This is a genomic window from Rhizobium sp. 268 (genome assembly GCF_036571585.1).
Taxonomy (GTDB): Bacteria; Pseudomonadota; Alphaproteobacteria; order Rhizobiales; family Rhizobiaceae; genus Rhizobium; species Rhizobium redzepovicii.
Genome location: NZ_JAPPSO010000002.1, coordinates 1 through 12,714 on the forward strand (window position 1 = coordinate 1; position 12,714 = coordinate 12,714).

Annotated in this window: 10 protein-coding genes and 1 pseudogene; 3 read left to right on the forward strand and 8 right to left on the reverse strand. The window is 62.0% G+C overall.

Translation table 11 applies throughout. The features are described from left to right. From OS035_RS03510 to OS035_RS03545, 8 genes and pseudogenes are all read right to left on the reverse strand, one after another. A pseudogene (locus tag OS035_RS03510) lies at positions 1 to 217 on the reverse strand (electron transfer flavoprotein subunit alpha/FixB family protein); the annotation flags it as partial. Positions 218 to 240: 23 nt separating this feature from the next. Next, positions 241 to 990 (reverse strand): electron transfer flavoprotein subunit beta/FixA family protein, encoded by a 750-nt coding sequence (locus tag OS035_RS03515; RefSeq protein ID WP_331813375.1) that lies wholly within the window; start codon positions 988 to 990, stop codon positions 241 to 243. Between the two features lie 11 nt (positions 991 to 1,001). Then, positions 1,002 to 2,432 (reverse strand): aldehyde dehydrogenase family protein, encoded by a 1,431-nt coding sequence (locus OS035_RS03520; RefSeq protein WP_331813376.1) that lies wholly within the window; start codon positions 2,430 to 2,432, stop codon positions 1,002 to 1,004. Between the two features lie 13 nt (positions 2,433 to 2,445). Then, positions 2,446 to 3,180 carry an ABC transporter ATP-binding protein gene (locus OS035_RS03525; RefSeq protein WP_331813377.1) on the reverse strand — a complete coding sequence of 245 codons (735 nt, stop codon included), beginning with the start codon at positions 3,178 to 3,180 and terminating at the stop codon, positions 2,446 to 2,448. Beyond that, positions 3,177 to 3,995, reverse strand: a complete 819-nt coding sequence (locus OS035_RS03530) for an ABC transporter ATP-binding protein (protein ID WP_331813378.1) — start codon at positions 3,993 to 3,995, stop codon at positions 3,177 to 3,179. The genes OS035_RS03525 and OS035_RS03530 overlap by 4 nt, the downstream gene beginning before the upstream one ends. Continuing rightward, positions 3,992 to 5,302 carry a high-affinity branched-chain amino acid ABC transporter permease LivM gene (gene livM, locus OS035_RS03535; RefSeq protein ID WP_131710462.1) on the reverse strand — a complete coding sequence of 437 codons (1,311 nt, stop codon included), beginning with the start codon at positions 5,300 to 5,302 and terminating at the stop codon, positions 3,992 to 3,994. The genes OS035_RS03530 and livM overlap by 4 nt, the downstream gene beginning before the upstream one ends. A 15-nt stretch (positions 5,303 to 5,317) precedes the next feature. Beyond that, positions 5,318 to 6,235: an ABC transporter permease subunit gene (locus tag OS035_RS03540; RefSeq protein ID WP_097628128.1), complete on the reverse strand. Its 918-nt coding sequence runs from the start codon at positions 6,233 to 6,235 to the stop codon at positions 5,318 to 5,320. 76 nt (positions 6,236 to 6,311) lie between these two features. Further along, the gene (locus OS035_RS03545; protein ID WP_097628127.1) at positions 6,312 to 7,427 is read right to left on the reverse strand and encodes an ABC transporter substrate-binding protein; all 1,116 of its coding nucleotides are present in this window, start codon (positions 7,425 to 7,427) and stop codon (positions 6,312 to 6,314) included. A gap of 307 nt (positions 7,428 to 7,734) precedes the next feature. Here OS035_RS03545 and OS035_RS03550 point away from each other — a divergent pair, with 307 nt between their 5' ends. The 3 genes from OS035_RS03550 to OS035_RS03560 are packed head-to-tail and all read left to right on the forward strand — an operon-like array spanning position 7,735 to position 12,702. Continuing rightward, positions 7,735 to 9,816 carry a hydantoinase/oxoprolinase family protein gene (locus OS035_RS03550; protein WP_331813379.1) on the forward strand — a complete coding sequence of 694 codons (2,082 nt, stop codon included), beginning with the start codon at positions 7,735 to 7,737 and terminating at the stop codon, positions 9,814 to 9,816. A gap of 10 nt (positions 9,817 to 9,826) precedes the next feature. Continuing rightward, on the forward strand, positions 9,827 to 11,494 hold the full coding sequence (locus tag OS035_RS03555) for a hydantoinase B/oxoprolinase family protein (RefSeq protein WP_131710465.1): 1,668 nt from the start codon (positions 9,827 to 9,829) through the stop codon (positions 11,492 to 11,494). Further along, on the forward strand, positions 11,491 to 12,702 hold the full coding sequence (locus OS035_RS03560) for a pyridoxal phosphate-dependent aminotransferase (RefSeq protein ID WP_165503869.1): 1,212 nt from the start codon (positions 11,491 to 11,493) through the stop codon (positions 12,700 to 12,702). Before OS035_RS03555 ends, OS035_RS03560 begins: the two co-directional genes overlap by 4 nt. Positions 12,703 to 12,714 lie beyond the last annotated feature (12 nt).

A 12,714-nucleotide genomic window follows, 5' to 3' on the forward strand; every position in this document is an offset into this window, starting at 1 on the left:
GCGGTTCGGCCAGATTGTTGGCAAGCGCGTCGCTTTCGGCCAGCAGCACCTTGGAGACGCCGGCGAGCTTGGCAGCGGCATCGGCCGCAGTCTTGGCGCCCTTGCCGGCGACGAGGATGTGGATATCGGAGCCGATCTGGCTTGCTGCCGTCAGCGCCTTGGCGGTCTGGTCGGAAAGGCTGACATTGTCATGGTCGGCCAGAAGAAGAATGGTCATGATGGTGTTCTCTCTTTCCTGCCTTAAAGCACGCCGGCTTCGTTCTTCAGTCTGTCGACCAGTTCGGCGACCGACTTGACCTTGACGCCGGCCTTGCGGCCACTGGGTTCCTCGGTCTTCAGCACCTTCAGCCGCGGCGTGGTGGAGACGCCGAAATCATCAGGGCTCTTCTTGTCGAGCGGCTTCTTCTTCGCCTTCATGATGTTCGGCAGCGAGGCATAACGCGGTTCGTTGAGACGCAGATCCGATGTGATTACCGCCGGCAGCTTGATCTCGATGGTCTGCAGGCCGCCGTCGACCTCGCGGGTGACCTCAGCCTTGCCGTCGCCGATCTCGATCTTCGAGGCGAAGGTCGCCTGGGCAGACCCCAGAAGTGCGGCCAGCATCTGGCCGGTCTGGTTGCTGTCATCGTCGATCGCCTGCTTGCCGACGATGATCAGACCCGGCTGTTCGGCATCGGCGACACCCTTGAGGATCTTGGCGACCGCCAGTGGTTCGACCGCATCATCGGTCTCGACCAGGATCGCCCGGTCGGCACCCATGGCGAGTGCCGTGCGCAGCGTCTCCTCGGCCTTGGCAGGGCCGATCGACACGACCACCACTTCCTCGGCCTTGCCGGCTTCTTTCAGCCGCAGCGCCTCTTCCACCGAGATCTCGTCGAACGGGTTCATCGACATCTTCACATTGGCAAGCTCGACACCGGAACCATCCGGCTTCACACGGATCTTCACGTTGTAGTCGACGACGCGCTTGACGGGCACGAGAATCTTCATGGTGTCCTTCCTTACGCAAATGTATAGGCTGTCTTGACCGAGGTGTAGAATTCCGCGGCGTACCGGCCCTGTTCGCGGGGGCCGAAGGACGAGCCCTTGCGGCCGCCGAACGGCACGTGGAAGTCGACGCCGGCCGTCGGCAGGTTGACCATGACCATGCCGGCTTCGGCATTGCGCTTGAAATGCGTCGCATATTTCAGGCTTGTGGTGGCGATGCCGGAAGACAGGCCGAAGCTTGTGTCGTTTGCGACAGCGAGTGCTTCGTCATAATCCTTCACCCGGATGACGGCGGCAACCGGGCCGAAGATTTCCTCCCGCGCGATCCGCATCTGGTTGGTCGCTTCGGTGAAGAGCGCCGGTTCGAGATAGAAGCCGGGTGCTGCCCGCTCCAGCCTGTTGCCGCCGAAGGCGAGCCTTGCGCCTTCGTTTCGGCCGATGTCGATATAGTCGATGTCTTGTTTCAGCTGGCTTTGATCGACGACCGGACCGATATGCGTGCCGCTCATCAGCGCATCGTCGACCACAAGACCCTCGAGGCGTTTCGAAAGCGCCGCCACGAAGCGGTCGTGAATACCTTCGGTCACGATCAGCCGCGAGGATGCCGTGCAGCGCTGGCCGGTGGAGAAGAAGGACGAATTGGCAGCTGCCTCGACGGCGACGTCGAGATCGGCATCGTCGAGCACCACGAATGGGTTCTTGCCGCCCATCTCCAGCTGGAACTTGCGGTTATGCTCTATCGAGGCAAGCGCGACGCGTTTTCCGGTCGCCGCTGATCCGGTGAAGGTGAGCGCATTGATATCGGGACTGTCGAGCATGGCCTGGCCGACCACGCTGCCGCGTCCCATGACGAGGTTGACGACGCCGGCGGGTGTGCCCGCCCGATGGAGGATTTCGACGAGGGACCAAGCGCAGCCGGGCACGAGATCGGCAGGTTTCAGCACGACCGTATTGCCATAAGCAAGTGCGGGCGCGATCTTCCAGGCAGGAATCGCGATCGGGAAATTCCACGGGGTGATGACCCCGACGACGCCCGCCGGTTCGCGCGTGATATCGATGCCGACGCCGGGGCGGACCGATGGCAGCGCTTCTCCCGACAGGCGGAGAACCTCGCCGGCGAAGAAATCGAAAATCTGGCCGGCGCGGGTGACTTCGCCGATTGCCTCGGTCAGGGTCTTGCCCTCCTCGCGGGCAAGCAGGCTTCCAAGCTCCTCCTTGCGCGCCAATATCTCGTCGCCGGTCTTCTTCAGGATGGCATGGCGTGCCAGGATCGGCGATTGCGACCAGACCGGCAAAGCCGACTTTGCGGCCGCGATGGCCGTCCTGACGTCATCTGCGCTGGCGCGGGAGAATTCGCCGACAATGTCATTGGTGTTGGACGGGTTGATGTTCAGCGAGATATCGCCTGCAACCCATTCCCCGGCAATCAGGTTCTTGTGCAGCATGAAGGTCTTCCGTTCAGTGCAGTCCGAGATAGGCTTTGCGGACGTCTTGGTTGTCGAGAAGCGAGGCGCTGTCGCCCGAGAGATGGATGCGGCCGTTGACCATGACATAGGCGCGCTGAGAGAGCTTCAGCGCATGGTTGGCGTTCTGCTCGACGAGAAAGATGGTCTTGCCCATCGCCGCGATCTCTCCCAGGACTTCGAAAATTCGCTTGACGATCAGCGGCGCCAGACCCAGCGACGGTTCGTCGAACAGGATCAGCTCCGGCCGCGCCATCATCGCGCGGGCGATGGCGAGCATCTGCTGTTCGCCACCCGACATCGTGCCGGCGGTCTGGTTCCGGCGCTCCTTGAGGCGCGGGAAGAGCTCGAACATGATGTTCCGGTCCTCTTCGAACCAGGCCATGCCGATCGGCGTCGTGCCCATCATCATGTTCTCTTCGACCGACATTTCCTGATAGATCTGACGCCCCTCGGGAACGAGCGCTATGCCGCGTCGGGAAACCCTGTTGGTTGGCATGCGGGAGATGTCTTCGCCGCGATGCAATATCCTGCCCGACGAGGCGCGCGGCGCGCCGAAAATGGAGGACAGCAGCGTAGTCTTGCCGGCTCCGTTCGCGCCGATCAGGCTGACGATTTCACCGGCGGAGATATGAACGTTGATGGCCTTCAGCGCTTCGATCGGACCGTAATGGGCATGAACGTCGGCGAATTCTAGAAGCGGCACCGGCGTGTCGGATGGCTGGCTCATGCATGGACCTCCTCTTCGCTGACGCCGAGATAGGCCGCGACGACGGCCGGATCGTTGGCGACGTGTTCAGGCGTGCCGTCGGAGATGACCTCGCCATGATCGAGCACGACGATGTGGTTTGAAATGCGCATGACGAGGCCCATGTCGTGCTCGATGACGAGCACCGTCTGGTCGTGGTCGGCGCAGAGCCGATGGATGACCTCCGCAAGATCCCGGGTTTCCGAGGGGTTCAGGCCGGCGGCCGGTTCGTCGAGGCATATGAGGCTCGGGCTCGTGCACATGGCGCGGGCGATCTCGACGCGGCGCTGTCGGCCATAGGGCAGCTCGCCGGCAAGGCGGTTGGCGTCTTCGGCGAGATTCATCTGCCGCAGCCAATGATAGGCGCGGTCGACTGCCTCTCTCTCGGCCTTGCGGAACATCGGCGTGCGGAAAACCCCGCTCAGAATATTGTTGCGGGTTGCGAGATGCTGGGCGACCAGAAGGTTTTCGATGACCGACATTTCCTTGAACAGGCGGATGTTCTGGAACGTCCGGGCGATCCCGGCGCGGCTGACGAGGTGCGAGCCGCCGGTGATCGGTTTCGTCACCAGCTCGCCGATATCGGTCGGACCATCGCGCCCGTTCAGGATGATGCGGCCGTCGCTGGCGCGATAGAAGCCGGTGATGCAGTTGAACATCGTCGTCTTGCCGGCGCCGTTCGGGCCGATCAGCGCGGTCACCGCGCCGCGTTCGACGGTGAAGCTGACGTTCCTGTTGGCGACGATGCCGCCGAAACGCATCGTGACGTTCTGTACGTCGAGGATGGTTTTGCTCATCGCCCCGCCTCCGCCTTGCTGGGGAAGGACAGTGCGCTGCCGACGCCTTCTTCCATCGTGCTCGGAAAGAAAGCCGGGCGTTTGATGCGCACCAGCCCGCGCGGCTTCCAGATCATCATGACGACCATCAGAATGCCGAAGACCAGCACCCGGTATTCGGCGAACTCGCGCAGGAGCTCGGGAAGAATGGTGAGGACCAGAGCCGCCGCGATGACGCCTGCCGTCGATCCCAGGCCGCCGAGCACGACGATTGCCAGGATCAGCGCGGATTCGAAAAACGTGAAGGATGTCGGGTTCACGAAACCCTGTTGTGCGGCGAAGAAGACGCCGGCCAGCCCGCCGGTGGAAGCGCCGAGCATGAAGGCGGTGAGCTTGGTGAAGACGTGATTGACGCCGAGCGAACGGCAGGCGATCTCGTCTTCGCGCAGTGCTTCCCACATGCGGCCGAGCGGTATGACGCGCAGCCGCTCCACCGCGTAGATAACGAAGCAGACGACGAGAAACAGCACGAAATAGAGGAACCAGAACTTGTAATCCGCACTGTAGGGGATGCCCAGATATTCATGAATGGGCACGCCGCCCTGTTTGGCCGTGCGGGTGAATTCGAGGCCGAAGAAGGTCGGCGGCGGAACCGGAGCGCCGTTGGGGCCGCCGGTGAACTCAAGCCAGTTGTTCAGCACCAGGCGGATGATTTCACCGAAGCCGAGCGTGACGATAGCAAGGTAATCGCCATGCATCTTGAGGACGGGAAAGGCGAGAACCATGCCGCAAAGGCCGGCGAGGAACGGGGCAAGGATCAGCGCGCTCCAGAATCCCAGGCCAAGATATTGCGATCCGAGCGCCAGTAGATAGGCTCCGACGGCGTAGAAGGCGACGTAGCCGAGGTCCAGCAGGCCGGCAAGCCCGACGACGATGTTTAGCCCCAGGCCGAGCAGGCAGTAGATCAGCGCGAGGATTGCAATGCCTAGGAAATATTTGTCGGCAAAAAACGGCAGGCTCAGCCCTGCGACAAACAACAGGGCAAGGACGAGCATCGGCGACCGTTCCTGGCCGTTCATGACGGTCACGCCGGCGCTGTTGCCTGCCATGCGCAGGCTGAGCTTTCGACCGAGGCTGCTCATCTGAAATAGTGAGAGCGCCGATCGGCCCACCGTGACAATGGCGGCGAGCAGCAGCGCCCGTGTCAGTTCGTTGGTGAACGAAAATCCGTCGAGCACCAGTCCCGAGATCGGGCCGAACAAGATGATGGAGACCGTGAAGGTGAGGAGCGCTTGTTTGAGGAGCGTGTAAAGGCGATTGGGTTCCATGATTTCTGCTCCTCCTCAGACCTTCTGGATTTCAGGACGGCCAAGCAGGCCATACGGTCGGAAAAACAGAAGGGTGATGAGCAATGCGAAGGCGAAGACGTCCTTGTAGTCGGTGCTGACATAGCCGGCGAACAGCGCCTCCGTCAGGCCGAGGACGATGCCGCCGAGCACAGCACCCGGCAGCGAGCCGATTCCGCCGAGAACCGCGGCCGTGAAGGCCTTGATGCCCATGACGAAGCCGATGAAGAAGTTGAAAGACCCGTAATTGAACGTGACCAGCGTTCCACCAACGGCGGCGGTCGCTGCGCCCATGACGAACACCGTCGAGATGATCCGGTCGGTATTGACCCCCAGGATCGCCGAGATGCGGATATTCTGCTGGGTGGCGCGGCACTCGCGGCCGATCCTCGTGTAGTTGATCACATAGGTGAGCAAACCCATGGCGATCAGCGAGGCGAACAGGATGACCGTCTGCATATAGGTGATCTGCGCGAAGTGAGTTTCGTTGCCGATCCGGAACGCTCCCTGGATCAGCGTCGGTACGCCCTGGTCGCGCGCGCCCTGGGCGATCTGGACATAGCTCTGCAGCATGAGCGAGATGCCGATCGCCGAGATGAGCGGAGCAAGCTTGGTCGAGCCGCGAAGCGGTCGATAGGCCACGCGCTCGATCACCCAGCCATAAACGGCGGTGATTGCGCAGCTTATCACCAGCACGGATATCAAGGCGAAGGGAACCGACTGGACGCCGAAATAAGCAAGCACGGCAAGGGTGATGGCGGCGATATAGGCCGATACCATGTAGACGTCGCCATGGGCGAAATTGATCATCCGGATGACGCCGTAGACCATGGTGTATCCGACCGCGATCAGGCCGTAGATCGTCCCGAGCGTGATGCCGTTGAATAATTGTTGAACCAGGATGTAAAAGTCCATGGTGAACCCCTCTTATGTTTTCGGGGATGGATAAGCCGGCCGAACCTTGGGGTCCGGCCGATCCGGCAAAATTGCCTTACTTCACCAAGACAGGGCTTCCCTTGTCGTCGAAATTGTAGAAGACGAACTTGAAGTCCTTGATGTCGCCCTTCGCATCCCAGGTGATCTTGCCGATGGCGGAATCGACGGTGTTGTTGCGAAGATAGTCGGCTTGGGCCTTCAGCTCGTCGCCGGCCTTCAGCGCGGCGACGACCGCCTGCGCATTGGCATAGCCGTAGAGCACGTAGTTGGCGGGCGTAATATTGGCTTTCTTCAGCGCATCCTGGACGCCCTGCGTGGACGGATCCGCCAGCGGATCCGGTGTCGCCGAATAGTAGACGTTCTTCAGATTCTGAGCGCCGCCGGCGGCTGCGACGAGTTCTGCCTGGGCGAAGGCGTCGCCGCTGACGACGGCCACGTCGACACCCTGTTCCTTCAACTGGCGGATCAGCGGGCCGCCTTCGGGAATGAGCCCGCCGAAATAGACGGCGTTGGCGCCGGAGCTCTTGATCTTGGTGACGAGCGCATTGAAGTCGCGTTCGCCGCGGGTGAGACCCTCATACATGACCGGCTTTACGCCGCGCGCTTCGATCGTCTTCTTGACGGCGTCCACCAGGCCCTGGCCATAGGTGTCCTTGTCATGGATGAGGGCGATCTTGTCCCGCTTCAGCGTATCCAGAATGAAGCTGCCGGCCACCACGGCCTGCTGGTCGTCACGGCCGCAGCCGCGGAACAGATTGTCGAAGCCGCGATCGGTCACGGTCGGGTTGGTCGAGGAGGGCGTCATTTCGAGGATGCCGGCGTCATTGTAGACTTCGGACGCGGGGATGGTGTTGGACGAGCAGAAATGCCCGATCACGGCCTGGACCTTGTCCTGGTCGACGAAACGGTTGGCGACCGCCACTGCCTGCTTCGGTTCGCAAGCGTCGTCGCCCTTCACCAGTTCGATCTTCTTGCCTTTGATGCCGCCATTGGCGTTGACGTCGCCGACATAGGCCGAGACGCCGCTGAACACCTGCTCACCGAAGGTCGCATTGGCGCCGGTAAAGGGGCCGGCGACGCCGATCTTGATCGTGTCGGCTGCGAAAGCGCTGGAAAAGAGCAGGGCGGAGGCGAGCGTGGTCGCCGTAAGAAGCGTTGAGATGGATTTCATTGTGCTTTCCCTCTGGTTGAAGCAACTCTGATGTTCTTGTCTTTCGGGATGCGGGTTCGGCCCGCATTCACCCTTCGTCGTCACGCGAAGCCATTATTTTTATTCAGTTATTCGGCGTTCTCCAAAAACGCTTGGAAAGCGCGTTTCGAGATTTTTGACTGTTTTTCCAATTGACACTTATATGATAAGTGACATATACGAGGATCGTCAAGCGGAAATGTTGCAGCGGCGCTGGCAACAGTGAAGAATGGCTGGATGCGGGGCCGCATGAGCGCGGACTCAAACGTGAGAACTGGGGAACAAGACGGTGAGCAGCACGCCACGAAACTGCCGGGTGGGCGTCGATATCGGCGGCACCTTTACGGATATCGCTCTCGACCTCGATGGGACGCTTCACTCGACGAAGATATTGACCGATTATACGGCGCCGGAGCGGGCGATCCTGAAGGGCGTCAAATCCGTCGCCGAGATGGCGGGCATCGCTCTTTCGGAGATCGGCATCCTTATCCACGGCACAACGCTTGCCACCAACGCTCTCATCGAGCGGCGCGGCGCCAGGACCGCTTTCGTGACGACCGAAGGGTTTCGCGATGTGCTGGAGATGCGCACCGAGAACCGTTTCGAACAATATGATCTCAATATTTCCCTGCCGCCGGCGCTGATCGCCCGCGCCGACCGCTTCGTCATACGCGAGCGCATCGATGCTACCGGCAAGGTCCTGCTCGATCTGGACGAGGCCTCGGTCGCCGCAGCCGTCGAGAAGATTGCGGCGGGCGGCTACGAAAGTGTCGCGATCGGCTTCATTCATGCCTATGCCAATGGCGCGCATGAAATTGCCGTCCGCGATGCGATCCTGAAGCGGCTTCCTGGTATTTCCGTTTCGATCTCGTCGGAAGTTTCGCCGCAGATGCGCGAGTTCGAGCGCTTCAACACGGTCTGCGCCAATGCCTATGTTAAGCCGGCGATCAAATCCTATCTCGACCGTCTCGTCGTGTCGCTGAAGGAGATCGGCGTCGGCTGCCCGGTCTTTATGATCCACTCCGGCGGTGGGATTGTTTCGGTCGAGAGCGCCTCCGAATTTCCGGTGCGCCTCGTCGAATCGGGTCCTGCGGGTGGAGCGATCTTTGCGGCCGACATCGCCCGCCAATATGGCCTCGATACAGTTCTGTCCTTCGACATGGGCGGCACGACCGCGAAGATCTGCCTGATCGAAAACCAGGTGCCGAAGACAGCTAAGACTTTCGAGGTCGCGCGCACCTATCGCTTCCGCAAGGGATCCGGCATGCCGATTTCCATCCCTGTCGTCGAAATGGTCGAAATCGGCGCCGGCGGCGGTTCGATCGCTTCGGTCGACGGCATGCGCCAGATCCGCGTCGGGCCGCATTCGGCTGCCTCCGAGCCGGGGCCGGCCTGTTATCAGCGCGGCGGCAAGAATCCGACGGTAACCGACGCGGACCTGATCCTCGGTAAGCTCGATCCTGATAATTTCGCCGGCGGCGCCATCCCGCTTTCCATCGAGGCGAGCCGTAAGGCGATGAGCGACGCTATCGGCGCAGTCATCGGCCTCGACCCGGAAGCTTCCGCCTACGGCACCTGCGAGATGGTGGATGAGAACATGGCAAATGCCGGCCGCGTCCATACCGTCGAGAACGGAAAGAACATTTCCGATTTCACCATGATCACCTTCGGCGGCGCAGGCCCGCTGCATGCCGCGCGGCTCTGCGAAAAGATGGGGATCTCGACCTTCCTCGTGCCACCCGGCGCCGGCGTCGGTTCAGCGATCGGCTTCCTCAAGGCGCCGTTCGGCTATGAATCGGTCCGCAGCGCCGTCTTCAACCTGTCGCATTTCGAATATGCCGAGCCCAACCGGCTGCTGGAAACCATGAAGGCTGAAGCGCTCGGCTTCGTCGAAGGCGGTCTCGACGCCGGGGCTCCGGTCATCGAACGCACGCTCTTCATGCGCTATGCCGGGCAGGGCTGGGACATTCCGGTGCCGCTTGCTGACGACAACTTCGATTCAACGAGCGCTGAAGCGATCGCAGCCGCGTTCGAGCGTGAATATGAGCGCTTCTTCGGTCGTGCCATCGAAGGTTTGGATATCGAGATCGTCAGTTGGTCGGTCAAGGCGAGTTCGCCGCTGCCGCCGGTCGAGCGCATCCCTTCCGTCGCCGAAGGCGGTGTCGTGCCGCCGGTCAAGACCCGCCGCCTGTTCGAGGCCTCGCAGGGCGCCTATCTCGAAGCCGGCATTCACGAGCGGACCACGCTGAGGCCGGGCGACGTCGTCAAGGGTCCCGCCGTCATCGTCGAGCGCGAGACATCGGCGGTCCTTACCGCCTCCTTCAAGGCCATAGTCCAGCACGACGGCTGCCTGCTCGTAACCCGGATCTGAGGATCGTCACATGAACAAATCCATGATCGATATCCATATGCAGGTCATGTGGAACCGGCTGATTTCCGTCGTCGAGGAGCAGGCGCAGACGCTGATCCGCACGGCCTTCTCCACCTCCGTCCGCGAGGCGGGCGATCTGTCGGCCGGCGTTTTCGACCTCGACGGCCGCATGCTGGCGCAGGCGGTGACCGGTACGCCCGGCCACGTCAATGCGATGGCGGAATCCGTCGCGCATTTCATTGCCGATATCGGGCCGGAGAATATCTTCGAAGGCGACGTCTACATCACCAACGATCCGTGGAAGGGGACGGGTCACCTGCACGACATCACCGTCGTCACCCCCTCCTTCCATCACGGCAAGCTGGTGGGGTATTTCGCCTCGACCGCCCATGTCGTCGACGTCGGCGGCCGAGGCTTCGGCCCGGATGCGCGCGAGGTCTATGAAGAAGGCATCTTCATCCCGATCATGAAGTTCTTCGAGCGTGGCGAATTGAACCGGACGCTGATCCATATCGTCCGCAACAATGTGCGCGAAAGCGACAAGGTTGTCGGCGATTTCTATGCGCTCGCCGCCTGCAACGAGACGGGTCATCGCCGGCTCGCCGATATGCTGACGGAATTCAATCTCCCCGATCTGTCGACGATCGGCGGCTTCATCCTCAAGCACAGCCGCGAGGCGACGCTGGAGCGGCTGAGGAATCTTCCGCATGGCGCCTGGAGCTACAGCCTCGATCTCGACGGCTATGACGAGCCGGTGCATCTGGCAGCCAGGCTCAGCATCGGTCCCGAGGGCATCGTCGTCGATTTCGACGGCACCTCCGGCATGAGCAAGTTCGGCATCAACGTGCCGCTCGTCTATGCCAAGGCCTATGCCTGCTACGGCATCAAATGCGTGGTGGCGCCTGAGATTCCGAACAATGCGGCCTCTCTCGCCCCCTTCGACGTGGTGGCGCCTGAAGGCTGCATCCTCAACGCCAAGCGGCCGGCGCCGGTCGCGGTGCGCCACGTCCTCGGCCATTTCGTGCCGGATCTCGTTTTGGGCGCGCTGCATCAGGCGCTCCCGGGCCAGGTGCCGGCCGAAGGTGCGAGCGCGCTCTGGAATCTGCATATGAGCGTGCGCCCGCTTTCCGACCAGATCGGCGGCAAGGGCGCGGAAATCCTGATGTTCAATTCCGGCGGCACTGGTGCGCGCGCCTCCCTCGACGGCTTGAACGCCACCGCCTTTCCGAGCGGCGTGCACACGATGCCGATCGAGGCGACGGAGAATGTCGGCCCGGTCATCGTCTGGCGCAAGGAGTTGCGGGAGGGGTCGGGTGGTGCCGGCGCGCAACGCGGCGGTCTCGGCCAGATGATCGAAATCGAGGCGGCCGAAGGCTTCACCTTCCGCTTCTCCGCCATGTTCGACAGGCTCGGCCATCCCGCGCGCGGCCGTGATGGCGGATTGGACGGCGCGGCCGGCGCCGTTGCGCTCGATGACGGCACGGTTCTCAAGGGCAAGGGGCTGCAATTCGTGCCGGAAGGCCGCCGCCTCGTTCTGTCGCTTCCGGGCGGCGGCGGTTACGGCGATCCGGCCGCCCGCCCGAGCGAGGCGGTCGAACACGATCTCAGGCATGGATACATTACAGAAGAACAGGCTGGCGCTTACGGCCGGAGCCGGAGCCAGGGAGACAAGGCATGAATATGATTGCATTCGAAAGCACGCGTGTCGCAACGATCAAGTCCTCGCCCTCCATGGCGGTCTCCATGGCCGCCAAGGCAATGCGGGCCAAGGGAGAGCATGTCATCGACCTGTCGCTCGGCGAGCCCGATTTCGATACGCCCGCTCACATCGTCGAAGCTGCGATCGAGGCGATGAAGCACGGCATCACGCGCTATACGGCGCCGGACGGCCTGCCAGAACTGCGCCAGGCAATCGTCGCCAAGTTCAAGCGCGAAAACGGCCTCGACTATGCCATGGACGAAATCTCCATCGGCAACGGCGCCAAGCAGATCCTCTTCAACGCTTTCCTCGCCACCTTGGAGCCCGGCGACGAAGTGGTCGTGCCGGCGCCTTACTGGGTCTCCTACACCGACATCGTCATCCTGCATGGTGGCGTGCCGAAGGTCGTTGCCTGCGGCGTCGAGGATGCCTTCAAGATCACGCCGGAACGCCTCGAAGCGGCGATTACGCCAAGGACGCGCTGGTTCCTGTTCAACTCGCCATCGAACCCGACGGGCGCGATCTACACGGCGGACGAGTTGAGGGCGCTCGGCGCGGTGCTGGCGCGCCATCCCCATGTCGCCATCATGTCGGACGAGATCTACGAGCATATCGTCTGCGCCGACGTGCCGTTTACCTCCTTCGCCGTCGCCTGCCCGGAGCTGAAAGAGCGCACGCTGATCATCAACGGCGTCTCGAAAGCCTATGCGATGACGGGATGGCGCCTCGGCTATGCGGCTGGTCCGAAGCAATTGACCAAGACCTTGAACAAGCTCCAGTCGCAGAGCACGACCTGCCCGTCCTCCATCACCCAGGTCGCGGCCGCTGCCGCCCTCGACGGCCCTCAAGACTTCGTCACGACGGCGGTCGCTGAATATAAGGCGCGCGGCCAACTTGTCGCCAAGGGTTTCGCCGCGATACCGGGCCTCGAAGTGCGGGCGCCCGAAGGCGCCTTCTACCTCTTCCCCAAATGCGCCGGCTATATCGGCAGGACGGCGCCTGACGGCACCCGGATTTCCAACGATACGGAACTGGCCTCCTATCTCCTGAAAGAGGGGAAGGTCGCCACCGTCCCCGGTGCCGCTTTCGGCGTCGAGCCCTATATCCGCCTTTCGTTCGCAACATCGCGCGAAAATCTCGCCATTGCCATCGAGCGCACCGCCGATGCGCTGGCCAGACTTCGCTAAGGGGAAAATATT

Excerpts from the sequence above, each read along its gene's own strand:
- OS035_RS03560 (WP_165503869.1), top strand. The coding sequence starts at position 11,491 with ATGAATATGATTGCATTCGAAAGCACGCGTGTCGCAACGATCAAGTCC.
- OS035_RS03555 (WP_131710465.1), top strand. The coding sequence starts at position 9,827 with ATGAACAAATCCATGATCGATATCCATATGCAGGTCATGTGGAACCGG.
- livM (WP_131710462.1), bottom strand. The coding sequence starts at position 5,302 with ATGGAACCCAATCGCCTTTACACGCTCCTCAAACAAGCGCTCCTCACC.
- OS035_RS03530 (WP_331813378.1), bottom strand. The coding sequence starts at position 3,995 with ATGAGCAAAACCATCCTCGACGTACAGAACGTCACGATGCGTTTCGGC.
- OS035_RS03545 (WP_097628127.1), bottom strand. The coding sequence starts at position 7,427 with ATGAAATCCATCTCAACGCTTCTTACGGCGACCACGCTCGCCTCCGCC.
- OS035_RS03520 (WP_331813376.1), bottom strand. The coding sequence starts at position 2,432 with ATGCTGCACAAGAACCTGATTGCCGGGGAATGGGTTGCAGGCGATATC.
- OS035_RS03515 (WP_331813375.1), bottom strand. The coding sequence starts at position 990 with ATGAAGATTCTCGTGCCCGTCAAGCGCGTCGTCGACTACAACGTGAAG.
- OS035_RS03540 (WP_097628128.1), bottom strand. The coding sequence starts at position 6,235 with ATGGACTTTTACATCCTGGTTCAACAATTATTCAACGGCATCACGCTC.
- OS035_RS03525 (WP_331813377.1), bottom strand. The coding sequence starts at position 3,180 with ATGAGCCAGCCATCCGACACGCCGGTGCCGCTTCTAGAATTCGCCGAC.